The 13,698-nt window shown below is 65.0% G+C and carries 11 protein-coding genes; all 11 read right to left on the bottom strand.

Annotated features, from left to right (window positions below; all coding sequences use genetic code 11):
• Positions 1 to 5: 5 nt before the first annotated feature.
• Entirely contained in the window at positions 6 to 830 is an 825-nt protein-coding gene (locus ACNFCH_RS00290) for an SDR family oxidoreductase (RefSeq protein ID WP_416742069.1), read from the bottom strand.
• Between the two features lie 133 nt (positions 831 to 963).
• Positions 964 to 1,428 carry a multidrug transporter gene (locus tag ACNFCH_RS00295; RefSeq protein WP_416742070.1) on the bottom strand — a complete coding sequence of 155 codons (465 nt, stop codon included), beginning with the start codon at positions 1,426 to 1,428 and terminating at the stop codon, positions 964 to 966.
• Between the two features lie 155 nt (positions 1,429 to 1,583).
• Complete coding sequence (locus ACNFCH_RS00300) at positions 1,584 to 3,038, bottom strand: mannose-1-phosphate guanylyltransferase/mannose-6-phosphate isomerase (protein ID WP_070092293.1); 1,455 nt, start codon at positions 3,036 to 3,038, stop codon at positions 1,584 to 1,586.
• 33 nt (positions 3,039 to 3,071) lie between these two features.
• Entirely contained in the window at positions 3,072 to 3,719 is a 648-nt protein-coding gene (locus tag ACNFCH_RS00305) for an alginate O-acetyltransferase AlgF (RefSeq protein WP_070092294.1), read from the bottom strand.
• A 13-nt stretch (positions 3,720 to 3,732) separates the two neighbouring features.
• Positions 3,733 to 4,890 (bottom strand): alginate O-acetyltransferase, encoded by a 1,158-nt coding sequence (locus ACNFCH_RS00310; protein ID WP_337158542.1) that lies wholly within the window; start codon positions 4,888 to 4,890, stop codon positions 3,733 to 3,735.
• Positions 4,891 to 4,900: 10 nt separating this feature from the next.
• Positions 4,901 to 6,358: an MBOAT family O-acyltransferase gene (locus tag ACNFCH_RS00315; RefSeq protein ID WP_416742071.1), complete on the bottom strand. Its 1,458-nt coding sequence runs from the start codon at positions 6,356 to 6,358 to the stop codon at positions 4,901 to 4,903.
• 165 nt (positions 6,359 to 6,523) lie between these two features.
• Complete coding sequence (locus ACNFCH_RS00320; protein WP_416742073.1) at positions 6,524 to 7,645, bottom strand: mannuronate-specific alginate lyase; 1,122 nt, start codon at positions 7,643 to 7,645, stop codon at positions 6,524 to 6,526.
• Between the two features lie 7 nt (positions 7,646 to 7,652).
• Positions 7,653 to 9,098, bottom strand: coding sequence for an alginate O-acetyltransferase (locus ACNFCH_RS00325; protein ID WP_337158544.1), 1,446 nt, complete (start codon positions 9,096 to 9,098; stop codon positions 7,653 to 7,655).
• A gap of 13 nt (positions 9,099 to 9,111) precedes the next feature.
• Positions 9,112 to 10,674, bottom strand: a complete 1,563-nt coding sequence (algG, locus tag ACNFCH_RS00330) for a mannuronan 5-epimerase AlgG (protein WP_416742074.1) — start codon at positions 10,672 to 10,674, stop codon at positions 9,112 to 9,114.
• 19 nt (positions 10,675 to 10,693) lie between these two features.
• Positions 10,694 to 12,172 (bottom strand): alginate export family protein, encoded by a 1,479-nt coding sequence (locus tag ACNFCH_RS00335; protein ID WP_196163015.1) that lies wholly within the window; start codon positions 12,170 to 12,172, stop codon positions 10,694 to 10,696.
• The gene (gene algK, locus ACNFCH_RS00340) at positions 12,169 to 13,686 is read right to left on the bottom strand and encodes an alginate biosynthesis TPR repeat lipoprotein AlgK (RefSeq protein WP_416742075.1); all 1,518 of its coding nucleotides are present in this window, start codon (positions 13,684 to 13,686) and stop codon (positions 12,169 to 12,171) included. The genes ACNFCH_RS00335 and algK overlap by 4 nt, the downstream gene beginning before the upstream one ends.
• Positions 13,687 to 13,698 lie beyond the last annotated feature (12 nt).

The following is a 13,698-nucleotide window of genomic DNA, read 5'->3' on the forward strand; positions in this document are numbered from 1 at the left end:
CGGTATCACAGTGGACGCAGCAAGCCGAACCGCTTGCGCAGCACCTTGTCCAGCAACCGCCGTGGCAGCAGCCGGGCCAGCAGCGGCAACGCGGTGCTGCCATTGCCCAGGCGCACCACGGCGGGCGCCGGGTTCTTGCCGGTGGCGGCGAGCACCCCTTGGGCGAACACCGCAGCCGGTGTCGGCTTGTCTTGCGAAGCACGGGCCCGTGCCTGGATGTAATCGCGCAGTGGCCACCACGGCGAATCCGCCGCCAGCACGTCTTCGGCCTGGCGCTGGGCATTGTCGGCGAACTGTGAGGCGATCGCCCCGGGCTGCACTTCCATCACGCGAATGCCGAACGGTGCGAGCTCCAGGCGCAGGGCGTCGCTCAGGGCATTCACGGCCGCCTTGGAAGCGCAGTAGGCACCGGCGAACGGTGTGACCAGCACACCCGACACGCTGCCGATGTTCACCACCAGGCCTCGGTTGCGACGCAGCAGCGGGAACAGCGCGCGGGTGACCCCGACCACGGCGAAGACATTGGTCTCGAACTGTTGGCGCATGGCCTCGACGCCACCGTCGAGCAGCGGGCCCATGGCGCCGTAGCCTGCGTTGTTGATCAGGATGTCCAGGCCGCCATGGCGGTCTTGCAGTTCATCGGCCAGGCGGGTGAGGTCAGCGGGGTGGGTGACATCCAGTTGTCGGGCGGTAAAGCCTGCGGCGACCAGTCGTTCGACATCCTCAGGCTTGCGGGCGGTGGCCCAGACTTCGTGGCCGGCATCGCGGAAGGCGTCGGCCAGGGCGCGGCCGATGCCGCTGGAACAACCGGTGATCAGGACGGTGGGCATGGAGAAGGCCTTGGGTCTGAGAGATTTGTGTTGTCTGTACTGGCCTCTTCGCGGGTAAACCCGCTCCCACAGGGATCACCGCTAGCCCTGTGGGAGCGGGTTTACCCGCGAAAGGGCCGGAACTGACTGTAGATCAATTGGCGAATGTACCTTGCAGATGCTCGGCACGAAATTCCAGCGTCTGTGGTCGGTACCCGCTGCGCAGCGGCGGCAGGGGCAGACAGTCGGTCCATTCGGCGCCAGGTTGCAGCTCGCCCGGGCCGCGGTAGCGAGGGGCGTTGTAGGTGTTCTCGGCCAGGTTGACGGTGTCCCCGGGCGCATAGGCGGCGACGCGCCAGCGCAGTTCGCTGAGAGGGACGTCGTTGCCGTTCTTCATGTGCACCTGCAGGGTGCGGTCGGCGGGGCATTGGTCGGGGGCATAGCGCAGGCGAAGGTCCAGGCGCGCGAGTTGCGAGGCTTCGCGGCTGTCCTGCCAGACCACGCCGAGCGCCACCAACCCCAGGCCGAACACGGCCGCCAGGGAGATCGGCAAGGCCTTGGCCGGGTAGCGCAGCAACAGAGCGAGCCAGGTGAGGATGAGCAGGGCGCCGATAAGCATGGAAGCGGACCTTGGTTGCAGCGGTCAGGTCATCCTAGCTTTAAATCGCGGTGGCCTCAAAAAGGGCGCGGCACAAGGCTGTGCTCCTACCGTTCTTGCGCAGCGGTAGGAGCGGCCTTGTGCCGCGAAAGGGCCGCAGCGCGGCCCCTGTGTCATTACTGCGCGATGGTCTTGATCGAGATTCCGCGCTCCACCGGCGTCGAGGTCCGGCCGTACACGTCCTCGAACCGCTCGATATCATCTTCGCCCAGGTAGCTGCCGGACTGCACTTCGATGATCTCCAGCGGGATCTTGCCCGGGTTGCGCAGGCGGTGGATCGAGGCGATGGGGATGTAGGTCGACTGGTTCTCGGTGAGCAGGAACACGTTCTCGTCGCAGGTCACCTCGGCCGTGCCGGACACCACGATCCAGTGCTCGGCGCGGTGGTGGTGCATCTGCAGCGACAGGCTCGCCCCCGGTTTGACGGTGATGTGCTTGACCTGGAAACGCCCGCCCATGTCCACCGAGTCGTACGAGCCCCACGGGCGGTACACCTCCAGGTGGTTCTGGGTCTCGCTGCGGCCTTGCTGGTCGAGGGTGTTGACCAGTTGCTTGACGCCTTGGACCTTGTCCTTGTGGGCGATCATCATGGCGTCCTTGGTCTCGACCACCACGATGTTCTCCAGGCCGATCACCGACACCAGCTTGCCGTTGCCGTGGATCATGCAGTTATGGCTGTCCTGCACCACCACGTCGCCCTTGGTGACGTTGCCGTTGTCGTCTTTCTCGTGCACATCCCACAGCGACGACCAGCAGCCCACGTCGCTCCAGCCCGCCGACAGCGGCACCACGCAGGCGCGCTGGGTCTTCTCCATCACCGCGTAGTCGATGGAGTTGTCCGGGCAGCAGGCGAAGGTCGCGGCGTCGATGCTCAGCACGTCGTTTTCTTCGTCGCTGCGTTCCAGGGCCAGCAGGCAGGTGTCGTAGATGTCCGGGTCGTGCTTTTTCAGCTCTTCGAGGAAGCGGCTGGCGCGGAACAGGAACATGCCGCTGTTCCAGAAGTAACCGCCGGCGCGGACGAACTCGTTGGCGCGTTTCTCATCGGGCTTCTCGACGAACTGCGCGACGCGCGCCACGCCTTCAGGCAGCAAGGCGTCCTGGCTGGAGCGGATGTAGCCGTAGCCGGTTTCAGGCTTGGTCGCCGGCACGCCGAACAGCACCATCTCGCCGCGCTCGGCGGCCACGGTGGCCAGGGCCAGGGCGCGTTGCAGCGCCTTCTGGTCCTCGATCACGTGGTCGGCCGGCAGCACCAGCATCAGCTCGTCGCGGCCTTCGTTGACCAGCTTCATCGCGGTCATGGCCACCGCGGGCGCGGTATTGCGCCCGAAGGGTTCCATGAGGATGCCCTGGGTCTGCAGGTTGAGCCCGGCCAACTGCTCCTGAACGATGAACTTGTGGTCCTTGTTGCAGACCACGATGGGGCTGTCCATGCCCTCGAACACCAAGCGCTCGAGGGTCTGCTGGAACAGGGTGTGCTCGCCGGTCAGGGCCAGGAACTGCTTGGGGAACTGCTTGCGCGACAAAGGCCACAGACGCGAACCGCTACCACCAGAAAGAATTACCGGAATCATGATGTTTCTCCAAAAGGTCGATAGGGCTTGGGATCAGTTGCTGGCGACAGGACGGGTGACCCAGACCGGCGACAGGCTGCTGCCGGATCCGGTGACATACAGCACGGCCGCTTCGCCGCGCTCGAGGGCGACCGGCTTGAGATCGCTGACTTTCTTGTCGCCTTCGTAGAGGGCCAGGCTGACCTTGACCGGGTTGATCTCACGCTCGCCACGGCCTTTGGCGGCCACCGGCTTGACCACTTCGGTCTTGCCATCGGCGGTCTTGAGGGTCAGCGACTGGTCGCTCAGGTTCTGCACGCGCACCAGGGCTTTCTGCTTGTTCTTGAACGGGGGTTCTTCGATCAATTGCGGGCTGGTGCCAGCGTTGTTGACCAGGGTGTAGTACTTGTCCGCGGCCAGTTTGACCGGGACGCTCTTGCCGCCGACCTGGGCGGTGTAGTCACCCCCTGGCAGGAAGCTGAAATCGCTGCTGGCCTGGGCGCCGACCGGCTTGATCTGGGTGTTGCCCACGGACGCCGCGGCAGGGCTGGAGGCGGCGTTGTACAGGCGCACGAAGGTCGAGCCTTTCGGCGCGCTCGGGCCATAGAGCGCCGCATCGGCGCCGGCCAGGGCCTGCAGCGAAAGCAGGGACAAGCCCGCAGCGAGGGTGAAAGCTTTAGCGAAGGAAGGTTTGTTGGTCATGTTGATGTCCTCTTCAGTGAACCGTCCGATTGGACGACAGGGCCAGGTTTTCTTCGGTCTTGCGGGTGTTCTTCAGCTGGGCGATCCAGGTCGGATCGAAGGCGCTGAGGTCGTTTTTCATTGGCAGATAACGTTCGGGGAATTCCCACACCACCACTTGCGGGGCGGCGTCCTTGAAGGCGTCGCTCTGCAGGTACTTGAGCATCGGCAGCAGAGGGCCATGGCCGTCTTCGGCGTAGTTGGCCACGTCGCTGCGCAAGGCTTGCTGCAGGGCACCGAGGAAGTTCCAGTGTGGGTTGGCGCTGTAGCTGGTGCCGACCAGCGCCACCGGAATCCGGGTTTCGGCGAACAGAGCGTCGCCGGCTTCGCCTGCGGCCTCGACCGGGCGAGTGCTGCGTTGCTGCAGGTTGTCCGGTGACGGCAACAGGTTGCTGAACAGCGGATCGAGCGGCAGGAAGTTGGTCAGATCGCCCTTGTATGGGCTGGTGGCGCCAGCTTCGGTGATGAACGCTTGCGGGTCGCCATTGAGCAGGTTCTGGCGCGACACCGCCTCGGCCAGAGCCTGGGCCGCGACCTCGGCGCCCATGGGCGTCCAGTGGGTGTCGGTGCGCAGGAACACCTGGCCACGGCTCTTGGCCTGCTCCAGGGGCGCGAGCAGGTCGGGGGCGAACACACCGGCCTGGCGAGCCTGGGCGTGGAACTGGTTGTACAGGTCCTCGTGCAGACGGGTCGGCACGGCCTTGCCCAGGTACTCGGAATAGATCCGCGCCTTGGCCGGGACGATCGCCAGCACCAGCTGCGTGCCTTGGCGCTGCAGGGTGTCGCGCACGCCACGGATCAGCGCCAGGTTCTCCTGCATCAGTTGTTCGGCACCGGCGGTGGGCTTGAACTCTTCGTCACTGAACAGCCACTGCTCGCGGCCCAGCACCACGCCGGGGCGGCCTTCGTTGAACAGCTTGTAGTCCAGCGCCGCCCACAGGTTGGTGCCGATGCGCTTGATCGGGAACTGCTCGTCGTAGTGGGTCTCGGCGGCCTTGGCCAGCTTGCCGTTGAGCAGGGTCATCTGCTCGGTGCGGTTGAAGCTTTCAAGGCCCCCGACCGACCAGGCGCCAAGTCCGGTCAGCAGGCCGAGGAACGACAGGGAATAGGTGATGCGTAGTGTCCGGTTCATGGTCCTGTCCTCAGAACTGGAAGTAGAGGAACGGCGAGTAGCTCTGCGCCGAGAGCTTGAGCACCGAGGCAACGAACAGCAGCAGGACCAGGGCGCGGGTCATGACGCGGGTCCAGTCCAGGCCCACGGAGCCGTCGGCGTTGATCTGCACCGGGGTGGCCTTGGGCGTGGGCTTGGCGTTGCGGTAGAAGTCGCGCAGGCCGAACACCGCCAGGGTGATGTAGGCCACCACCAGGGTCGCCACCTGCAGGCCGGTGAGCTGGGCGCGGTTGAGTTCCGACAGCTGCCACTCGCCGAAGCTGAACATGGCGCCGTACATACGAGCGGCCACGTGCAGGTTCTCGGCGCGGAAGATCACCCAGCCGACCACCACCAGCAGGAAGGTGAACGCCCACTTGATCGGGTTGAAGCGCTGCGGGTTGGTGTCGATGCCCAGGGCGCGCTCGATGGCCAGCCAGGTGCCGTGCCAGGCGCCCCAGATGATGTAGGTGAAGTTGGCACCGTGCCAAAGCCCGCCCAGCAGCATGGTCAGGAACAGGTTGCGGTAGGTGTTGAAGGTGCCTTTGCGGTTGCCGCCCAGGGTGATGTAGAGGTAGTCGCGCAGCCAGGTGGACAGGCTGATGTGCCAGCGCCGCCAGAACTCGGTGATCGACTGGCTGATGTACGGCTGCTTGAAGTTCTCCATGAAGCGAAAGCCCATCATCAAGCCCAGGCCGATGGCCATGTCGCTGTAGCCGGAGAAGTCGAAGTACAGCTGCGCGGTATAGGCCAGGGCGCCCAACCAGGCATCGCCGGTGGTCGGGTTCTGCAGGGCGAAGCAATGGTCGGCGACCACCGCCAGGGTGTCGGCGATGAACACTTTCTTGATGAAGCCCTGCATGAAGCGGGTGCAGCCTTCGGAGAACTTGTCCAGGGTGTGGGTGCGGTTGTTGAACTGGTCCACCAGGTCTTTGAAGCGCAGCACCGGGCCTGCGATCAGGTGCGGGAAGATCGCCACGAACGCCGCGAAGTCGATCAGGTTGCGTGTGGCCGGGGTATCGCCGCGGTACACGTCGATGATGTAGCTGATCGACTCGAAGATGTAGAACGAGATGCCGATCGGCAGCAGCACGTGGGTGAGGATGAACGGCTCGAGGCCAAACGAGGTGATGATGGCGTTGAGGCTCTCGACGCCGAAGTTGGCGTACTTGAAGTAGCCTAGGATCGCCAGGTCGACCGCCACGCCCAGCAGCAGCCAGCGCTGCGCCGGCTTGGTGCGCACGCCTGCGGCGCCGACTTTGAGGCCGATCCAGTAGTTCCACAGGGTGACGCCGGCGAACAGCGCCAGGAAGTCGACCCGCCACCAGGCATAGAAAATGTAGCTGGCGATCAGCAGTAGCAGGTTGCGATAGCGCTGCCCGCTCAAGTAATACAGGCCGAGGAATATCGGCAAGAACAGGAACAGGAACACGTTGGACGAGAAGACCATCCCGGTTCTCCTTTTTGTTCACAGCATCCGAGGCAAAGCGCCCCCCAAACCCCCCACTCGAAAGTGGGGGATACCTAGGCCCTGTGGGAGCGGGTTTACCCGCGAATGCATCAGCAGCTTCAACGGGCGTCTTCGCGGGTAAACCCGCTCCCACAGGGTGTCGTGTTACTTCTTGCTTTCCGCGCTCGGGTCATAGACCCGGGTCAGGTCTCCGCCCAATCGGAAACTGTTGAACGGCTGCATGCCGCGCTTGCGCTGGAGGGTGTCCCCGCTGCATGCGTAGAGGCTGCAGTAGGGCTCCATCCACGAGTACTTGCTGTCGATCTTCAGGTCGTGCATGTCCTGTTTTTCGCCGTTGCGGGTCTTGAACGCGCTCGGGTCTTTCGACCCGCTTAGCACTCGCTGCGCCAGGCGCTGCAAGGCGTTGTTGTTCTCGCCGCGCACGTCCACGCCGTTGACCTGGGCGAAGCTTGCGATCATCGCCAGCGGCGGCAGGGCATAGTTGTGGTAGGCCAGGGCCCGCTGCTTGCGCTTGAGTTCGTTGGGCAAAAAGCCTTGGTCGTCCACCTGGTTGGCGCCGACCTTGTATTCCTTCACCGCCCAGTCGAACAGGTCGCGTCGGTCGGTGGCCACGGCGGTGGCCATCACTGACCAGGCCGCCCAGTAGCTGTGGTTGTTGATCTTCTCCAGCGGCAGGTCGCTCCAGTCGCGCACGGTCTGTTCGGCCAGGCGCGCCAGCCATTTTTCGATCAGTTCGGCCTCGGCCTGGTGCGCGGCCAGCGGCTGGGAGTTGGAGAACTTAAGGCGCAGCCACGAGCCGCTCATGCTGCCCAGCGCCCATTTGCGCATCGACTTGCCGGTGTGGTTGTAGTCGGTGGACGCCAGCGCATCGGCCCGCGCCCAGGTGCCCAGCCAGGTCAGGGCGCAGTCGAGCTGGGCCGGGCGGCCGTCACGCATGTACTGGCCAACCATCTTGCTGACGCCACGTTCGAGGGTGGTGATGTCCTCGGTGGACTGGCGGAAGGCCTTTTCAGAGGCCTTGTTCAACGTCGCCCGGGCACCATCGGAGCCTTCGTACTTGCTGCGAAACTGCAGGGGGCCGGTGTAGGGCTTGGGCGCAGGTTCGCAGCGGAAGTTACCGTCGCCTTTCTTGAGTTTTTCGATCCCGGCGTAGTACCCCTGTGGCGGCACCAGGCCGCTGGCCTGCGCGGCCGGGCCGAACAGGGCCAGGGCGAGCAGGGCCAGGGCGAGCAGGGCGGGGGCGGTGATTGTGCGCAATGGATTCATGGTCGCCTCACTGGCCGGCCTGCGCGGTGTGCTGCGCAGGGCCGGCGAAGTTGTTGCGTTTGCACAGCTTGGCCTCGACCTTCTGGGTGCCGGTTTCCGGCCCCTGGATCTCGAGGGCGAGCAGGTTCTGGCTGGCCCAGTCCTCGTCTTCACGCATCTGGAAGACGAAGCGGCCGTCGGTGTCGGAGGTTTCCGGCTTCTCGATCTTGATGTCCTCGTGGCGGCCGTTGAGGTACCAGAGGGTGGCCTGCAGGACCTTGACCGAGGTGTCCTCGAACTTGATGTCCAGCTGGTGGTTGCGGTTGATCAGGTCTTTGATCACGCCGCCTTTGCCATTGACCATCAGCTCGTTCTTGCCGGGCTTGAGGGTGGCGCTGGCGCTCATCTGGGCAGGACGGTCGTCACAGCCATCGTCGAGCAGGCCGAGGATCTGCCGCCAGATGGTTTCCTGGTCCAGGCGGTACAGCGGCGAGAACTCCCAGATGAGGATCTTCGGTGGGTTCTTCTGGAACTCCTCGCTGCCCAGGTACTGGATCATCGAGCCTTCCAGGCCGCCGCCGGGGAAGGCGACGTTGAGCACGTCGGCGCCGATGTACTGCTGCAGGAAGCCCGAGAAGTTGTAGTTCTTGCCACTGTGGCTGGTACCGACCAGGGTGATCTTGGCATTGCCCGAATCGCCGAACAGGTCGTCCCCCCCGCTCGCGCCGCCCTTGGGCTCGGTGGCGAACTGGTCCATGTACTGCACTGCATAGCTGGTGCCGCAGAGCTGGCCGGCGACGTTGTGCAGGGTGCCGGTCTTGCCCATGCGTCCGGATCTATGGGTTTCGAATTCCTTGCGCGGGATGCCTTCGAAGGCCGGCATCTTGTGCACGGTGTCGGCCACGATCTTGGCCGCGCGCTCGGCGCCGTAGGGTGTCCAGTGCTGGTCACCGCGGAAGTAGAAATCCTTGCCCTGGTCGGCGGCGACCAATTGCTCGTTGGTCAGCGGCGACAGGTCGGGCACGTTGTAGCCCATGCTGGCGAAGCGTTTGAGCATGGCCTGGTAGTTGCCCAGGGCCTTTTGGTAATCGAAGGCGGCCTTTTCGGCGGGGTTGAGCATGTTGCGGTTCACCAGACCACGGGTTGGCTGGTACACCACGACCAGCTCGACACCGCGCTTCTTGAACGCGTCATGCACCTGCTGCAGGCGCTTGTAGCCGGCCGGGGTGGTGTTGAATTCGGTGCGCAGGTCTTCGCGGGTACGGAACAGCCAGTCGCCCTTGGCCTGGACCAGGGTGGTGAAGTTCTGCTGGTAGCGGGTCACGTAGCGGCTGGCGTCGTGGGCCTCGGGGCACAGCTGGCAGCAAGGCTCGGCGGTGAAGCTCGGGGCCTGTACATCGGCGGCGCGCACGCCCTGGCTGATGGCCAGGAGGGCAGCGGACAGGCCGAGCAGTTTCATCAGATGCGGAGTCATGGTCTGGGCTTCCTTAATCGATCATTTCGGTCTGGCGTTCGACCGGGTCGATCAGCACGGCCTTCTGCTGGCGCACCAGCAGGTCGAGGATTTCGTCCTGGCGCTCGCCGAGCACGCCGTTGAGGCTGATGCCGTTGGCCTTGCGCGGGGCGAGCATGGAGACCTTGTAGAGCTCGACCGAGAGCGGCGAGTCGATCGACAAGGGGCCGGAGCCATTGGCCGCCAGTTCGCCGCCGACCACGATCAGCGAGACCTTGGTATCGAACGGGTCCAGGGCGATGTCGCGGTCGGTGTCGGAGAGGTCCTTGATGTGCCCGTACACGCCCACCAGGCCGTTGGCCATGGCGAGGTTTTCGTACAGACGGATGTTCACGCTGTTGCGCACGCGGATGCCGTGGCGGCGGTTGTTGAGCAGCTTGTTGCCGTAGATCAGGTTGTCGCCGCTTTCGTACAGGGTGATGCCGTCGGTGTGGTTGCGGTAGATCTCGTTGTAGGCCACCAGGTTGTTGACGCTGTTACGGTCCAGGACCACGCCGGAGAGCTTGTTGTCGTAGCTCTTGTTGTTGATGATCCAGCTGTCGTTGACCTCGCGCGAGACGATGATCCCGTGCTTTTTCTTGGTGCCGTAGACGGTGTTGCCAGCAATGATCAGGCGGTGCGAGCGGTCGTGGGGGTCGATGCCATACACGATGTTGTCGCGATAGGTGTTGTCCTTGACCACGAAGTCCTGGGTTTCGTAGCAGTAGAAGCCATACCACATGTCGCTGAATTCGGAACCGATGATCCAGCCGGTGGGTTCCGGGCGGCCCATGCGCTTGGCCATGTTCGGCGTGTACTGGGAGATGCTCACGCCGTACGACTTGGACTTGGCATAGCCGAAACTGGCCATCTTGGTGTTGACGATGTAGGTTTCGGTGCCGCCCCACGACAGCAGGAAGGGACGGAACTCGTCCGGCTTGCGGAAGGTGGCCGGGCCGTTGTCCTTCTCGCGCCAGCCCGTGACTTGGGTGTCGGTGACGAACAGCTTGCCGTCGTTGATCAGGAACGAGCCGCCCTCCTGGGACAGGCGCAGTTCCTTGACCTTGCCATTGATCTCCAGCACGCCCTTGCGCCCGACCACGATCGGCAGGCGCGCCAGGTACACGCCTGGCTCGGTTTCGCGCAGGTACTGTTTGGGCACCTGCTTGCTCAGTTGCACCAGGTCCACATGGCCATCATCGACGAAGATCGCCTGGGGGATGCCCTGCTGGCGCCGAACCCATTCGGCGCCTTTGTTGTCGCCGCCGATGAACTCCTTGAGCGACTCCTCCTGAAGCATGCGGCGCACGCTGACCTTGCCCTTGTGGCTGCGGTCGAGCTTTTTCTGTACCGCATCAAAGGTATAGCCGGAGAGGTCGGGCAGCTTGGGCGGGTCCATCTGCAGCGGCTCGATCGGCGCGCTGGAGACCGTGTAGGACTTGGCCTGCTGCAACTCCTTGACCACCGGCTTGACCGGTTCGGCATAGGCCAGGCCGCTGCTGGCAAGCAGCAGGGCACTGGCCAGCAGGCCGTGGCGAAAATGCGGGTGAAGGTTCATGAGTGTCCTCTCCCGGGCCTCAGTAGCGCCAGATCACGTCGACGAAGGCGCGGTGCATGTAGGAATCCGCTTCGCTGCCGTAGGCATCGCCTGGCTTGAACACGCCGGCACGCAGGCGCACCAGGGCCGAAGGCTCGTCGATGGCCTGGCTCATCGAAGCCGGCAGCAGGCCTTGCTTGAAGTACTTGGTGACGACCACGTCCATTTCCTGGCCCAGGTCCTTCTCGCCGTTGATCAGCGGACGGTTCACACCGTTGTCCTCGACCACGGCGTTGATGCCGCTGGAACCGATGTTCTGCTGGTCATCGACGCGCCAGAACTTGTGGTAGATGAAGCTTGCGTCGTAGTCGTCGCGCAGCTGCCAGGAGGCGAACAGGGTGGCCGCCTGCAGGTTGCCCAGCTCGCCACGGAAGGCTTCGCCGAAGCGGTGCACGCGCGAGCGGGTGCCGGTGAAGTTGGAGCGGTTGCTCTCAAGACCGGTCTGCTCGTAGTTGCTCGAGCCGTCGCTGCCGCCACCGCCGCTGCCACGGGCATAGGCCGCACCGACCTGCCAGTTGGGGTCCAGACGCAGGCGCACGCCCAAGTCGGTGGCCCAGGCATTGACGTCGCCGCTCTGCTTGCCGGTAGCGACCTGGTCGTTGCCCACGGCCTGGGTGCTGAGGGTGTCGCGGTCGCCGGTCAGCCAGGTGACGCTGCCCCAGTAGTTGACGGTGTGGTCGTTGCGCCAGTTGTAGGCGTCGCTGTTGGCTTCCAGGCCCAGCCAGGTCAGATCGCCCGTGCGGGTCTTGTCCAGTGGGTCGACGGTTTCGCCAGGGTCTTTCAGGCTGCCGCTGTCACTGGAATGGTGGGCGCGCACGCCGACCCAGTGCCCAGGTGTCCACTGGGTGGCGACGTTGCCGTACACGTGGGTGCGGTCCTTGTCCTCGGGGGCGAGCTCGGTGAGGTCGGTGCGGTATTCGCTGAAGCGCTGGGCCACGCCCAGGTCGGCCTTGAGCAGGGTGGTGTCGAAGGTCCAGTTCAGCGCTTCGATGTTGGTGTCGCGCCACATCCCGTCGTCACTGCGCAGGCGCTGGCGGCCCAGGCGCAACTGCTCGCCAGGGTAGGGTGTGAAGCCGCTGTAGCCGACCCAGAACTCGCGCATGGCCAGGTAGCTTTTGTCTGGCTTGCGGCTGTCATCGGCGTTGTCCACGGTGCTGCCGTCCTCGGACTGGCGCAGGGTGTCGGTCTCGATGATGTCGGTCGCCGCCACCGCCTGACCCATGGCGAAGGCACTCCAGTTGCCGCGCTCACCGTAGACCCAAGGGCGCAGGTCCAGGCCCAGGCCGTTGACGTCACCGCCGGAGCGGGTGCCCAGGTCGCGGTCGTCCTCGGACTGGCCGGTGATCTTGATGTCCAGGCCGAAGTTCTTCTCGGCGGTCATGTCCGCCAGGGTCGGGCACGACCACAGCAGGGCGAAGCTCAGGCCAATGCCGGCTTTCACGAAGGGATTGAGCGTCATAGCGAGTCCTCACCGTCTACTTCTTCTTTGGCGTCGTCTTGCAGGGCTTCGAAGGCCAGGGGGTTGGAGCCGACCTGAGCCATGCTGCCGCGTGCCTGCTTTTCCTGGTCCAGCAGGCGCTGGGCCTGGTTGCGCTGGTCTGGGCTCAATTGCGTGTCGAGCTTTTGCAGCAGCTCGGCCGATTGCGGCGACGGGTTGGCCTGGGCCAGCTGGGCGAATACCCAAGCGTTGGCCGGGGCAGGGCGGATGCCGTGGCCCTCGCTGAACAGCTGGGCGAGGGCGTAGTCGGCGCTGTTCTGTCCACCGCGCGCGGCACTGAGCAGATGGTCCACGGCCTTCTGCGGCTCGACGTGGCCCAGGTAGCCACGGCGGTACAACTGGCCGAGGTAGTAATGGGCGCTGACTTCGCCGGCTGCGGCGGCGGCTTGCAGGTGTTCTTCGGCTTTGGCGGCATCGGCCGGGAGCGTCTTGCCTTCGTAGTAGAGGCGGCCGAGCAGCAGTTCGGCGCGCGGCTGTTCGGCTTCGCGGCCCTTGTCGATGTAGGCGAGCAACTGGTCGTTGTCGCCCAGCTCCGGGAAGTCGTAGACCAACTGCGCCAGGCTCACCCAGGACGCCGGGTTGGCCGGGGCCACCTGTTCGAGCAGTTCCTTGGCGGTTTTCTCGTCGGTCTGCCCCAGGCTACGGTCGGCCAGCACGCGGGCGACGCTGTCGACCCGGGTGGCCGGCACGACGCCACGGCCATAGGCGGCCTTGAGCTGTTGGATCAATGCGGCCTGCTGGTCGGCCTGGGCGCGCTTCTGGTAGACGGTGGCCAGTTCCACGTAGCAGATGTCGGTGGTGTCCAGCGCGGCCTTGCAGATCTTCTCCACATCGCCCAGGTGCTGGTCGTAGGTGCCCTGGGTGCGATAGAGCAGCACCTGGGCCAGGCCCGCCTCGGGATTGCCGGCGGCGCGCCATTGGTCGATCTGCTGCTGGGCGTTCACCTTGGGGAAGCTCTGCGGGTACTGCAGGTAGAGCATCGCCAGCGGGATCAGGGTGTTGCGCTCGCCTTGCTGGGCGGCGAGCTTGAGCAGGGTCTCGGCCTCCTCGCGCTCGGCCTGGGTGGTGCCGGGCTTGGCCACCAGCAGGCGACCCAGGCGTGCCTGGGCCCGTGGCGAGGTGGCGGCGGCAGCGCGGTAGGTGGCTTCGGCGGCCTTGAGCTTGGCGGGGTCCTGGGTGGCGACCTGGATATCGGCCAGGCCCACCTGGGCGTCGCTGTAGCCAAGGTCGGCCAGGGCTTTGTAGTTGCGCTCGGCCAGGGCGGTGTCGCCGCGCTTCATGGCCTCGTTGGCCAGGCGCTGGTCAGGCAGGCCCGAGCAGCCGGCCAGGGCGACGGCCAAGGCCAGACCGCACCAGGCCAGTGGGCGAGCACGCCCTACGGGGGCAGCGCTGGACACGATCCCTGTGGGAGCGGGTTCACCCGCGAACAGGGCGCCCATCGACTCCAGCGGCGTCATACGCTTGGAAGGGTTCATGGTCAGGTCCCT

Origin of the sequence: Pseudomonas sp. NY15354, from assembly GCF_048068075.1 — a bacterium.
Classification (GTDB): domain Bacteria; phylum Pseudomonadota; class Gammaproteobacteria; order Pseudomonadales; family Pseudomonadaceae; genus Aquipseudomonas; species Aquipseudomonas guariconensis_C.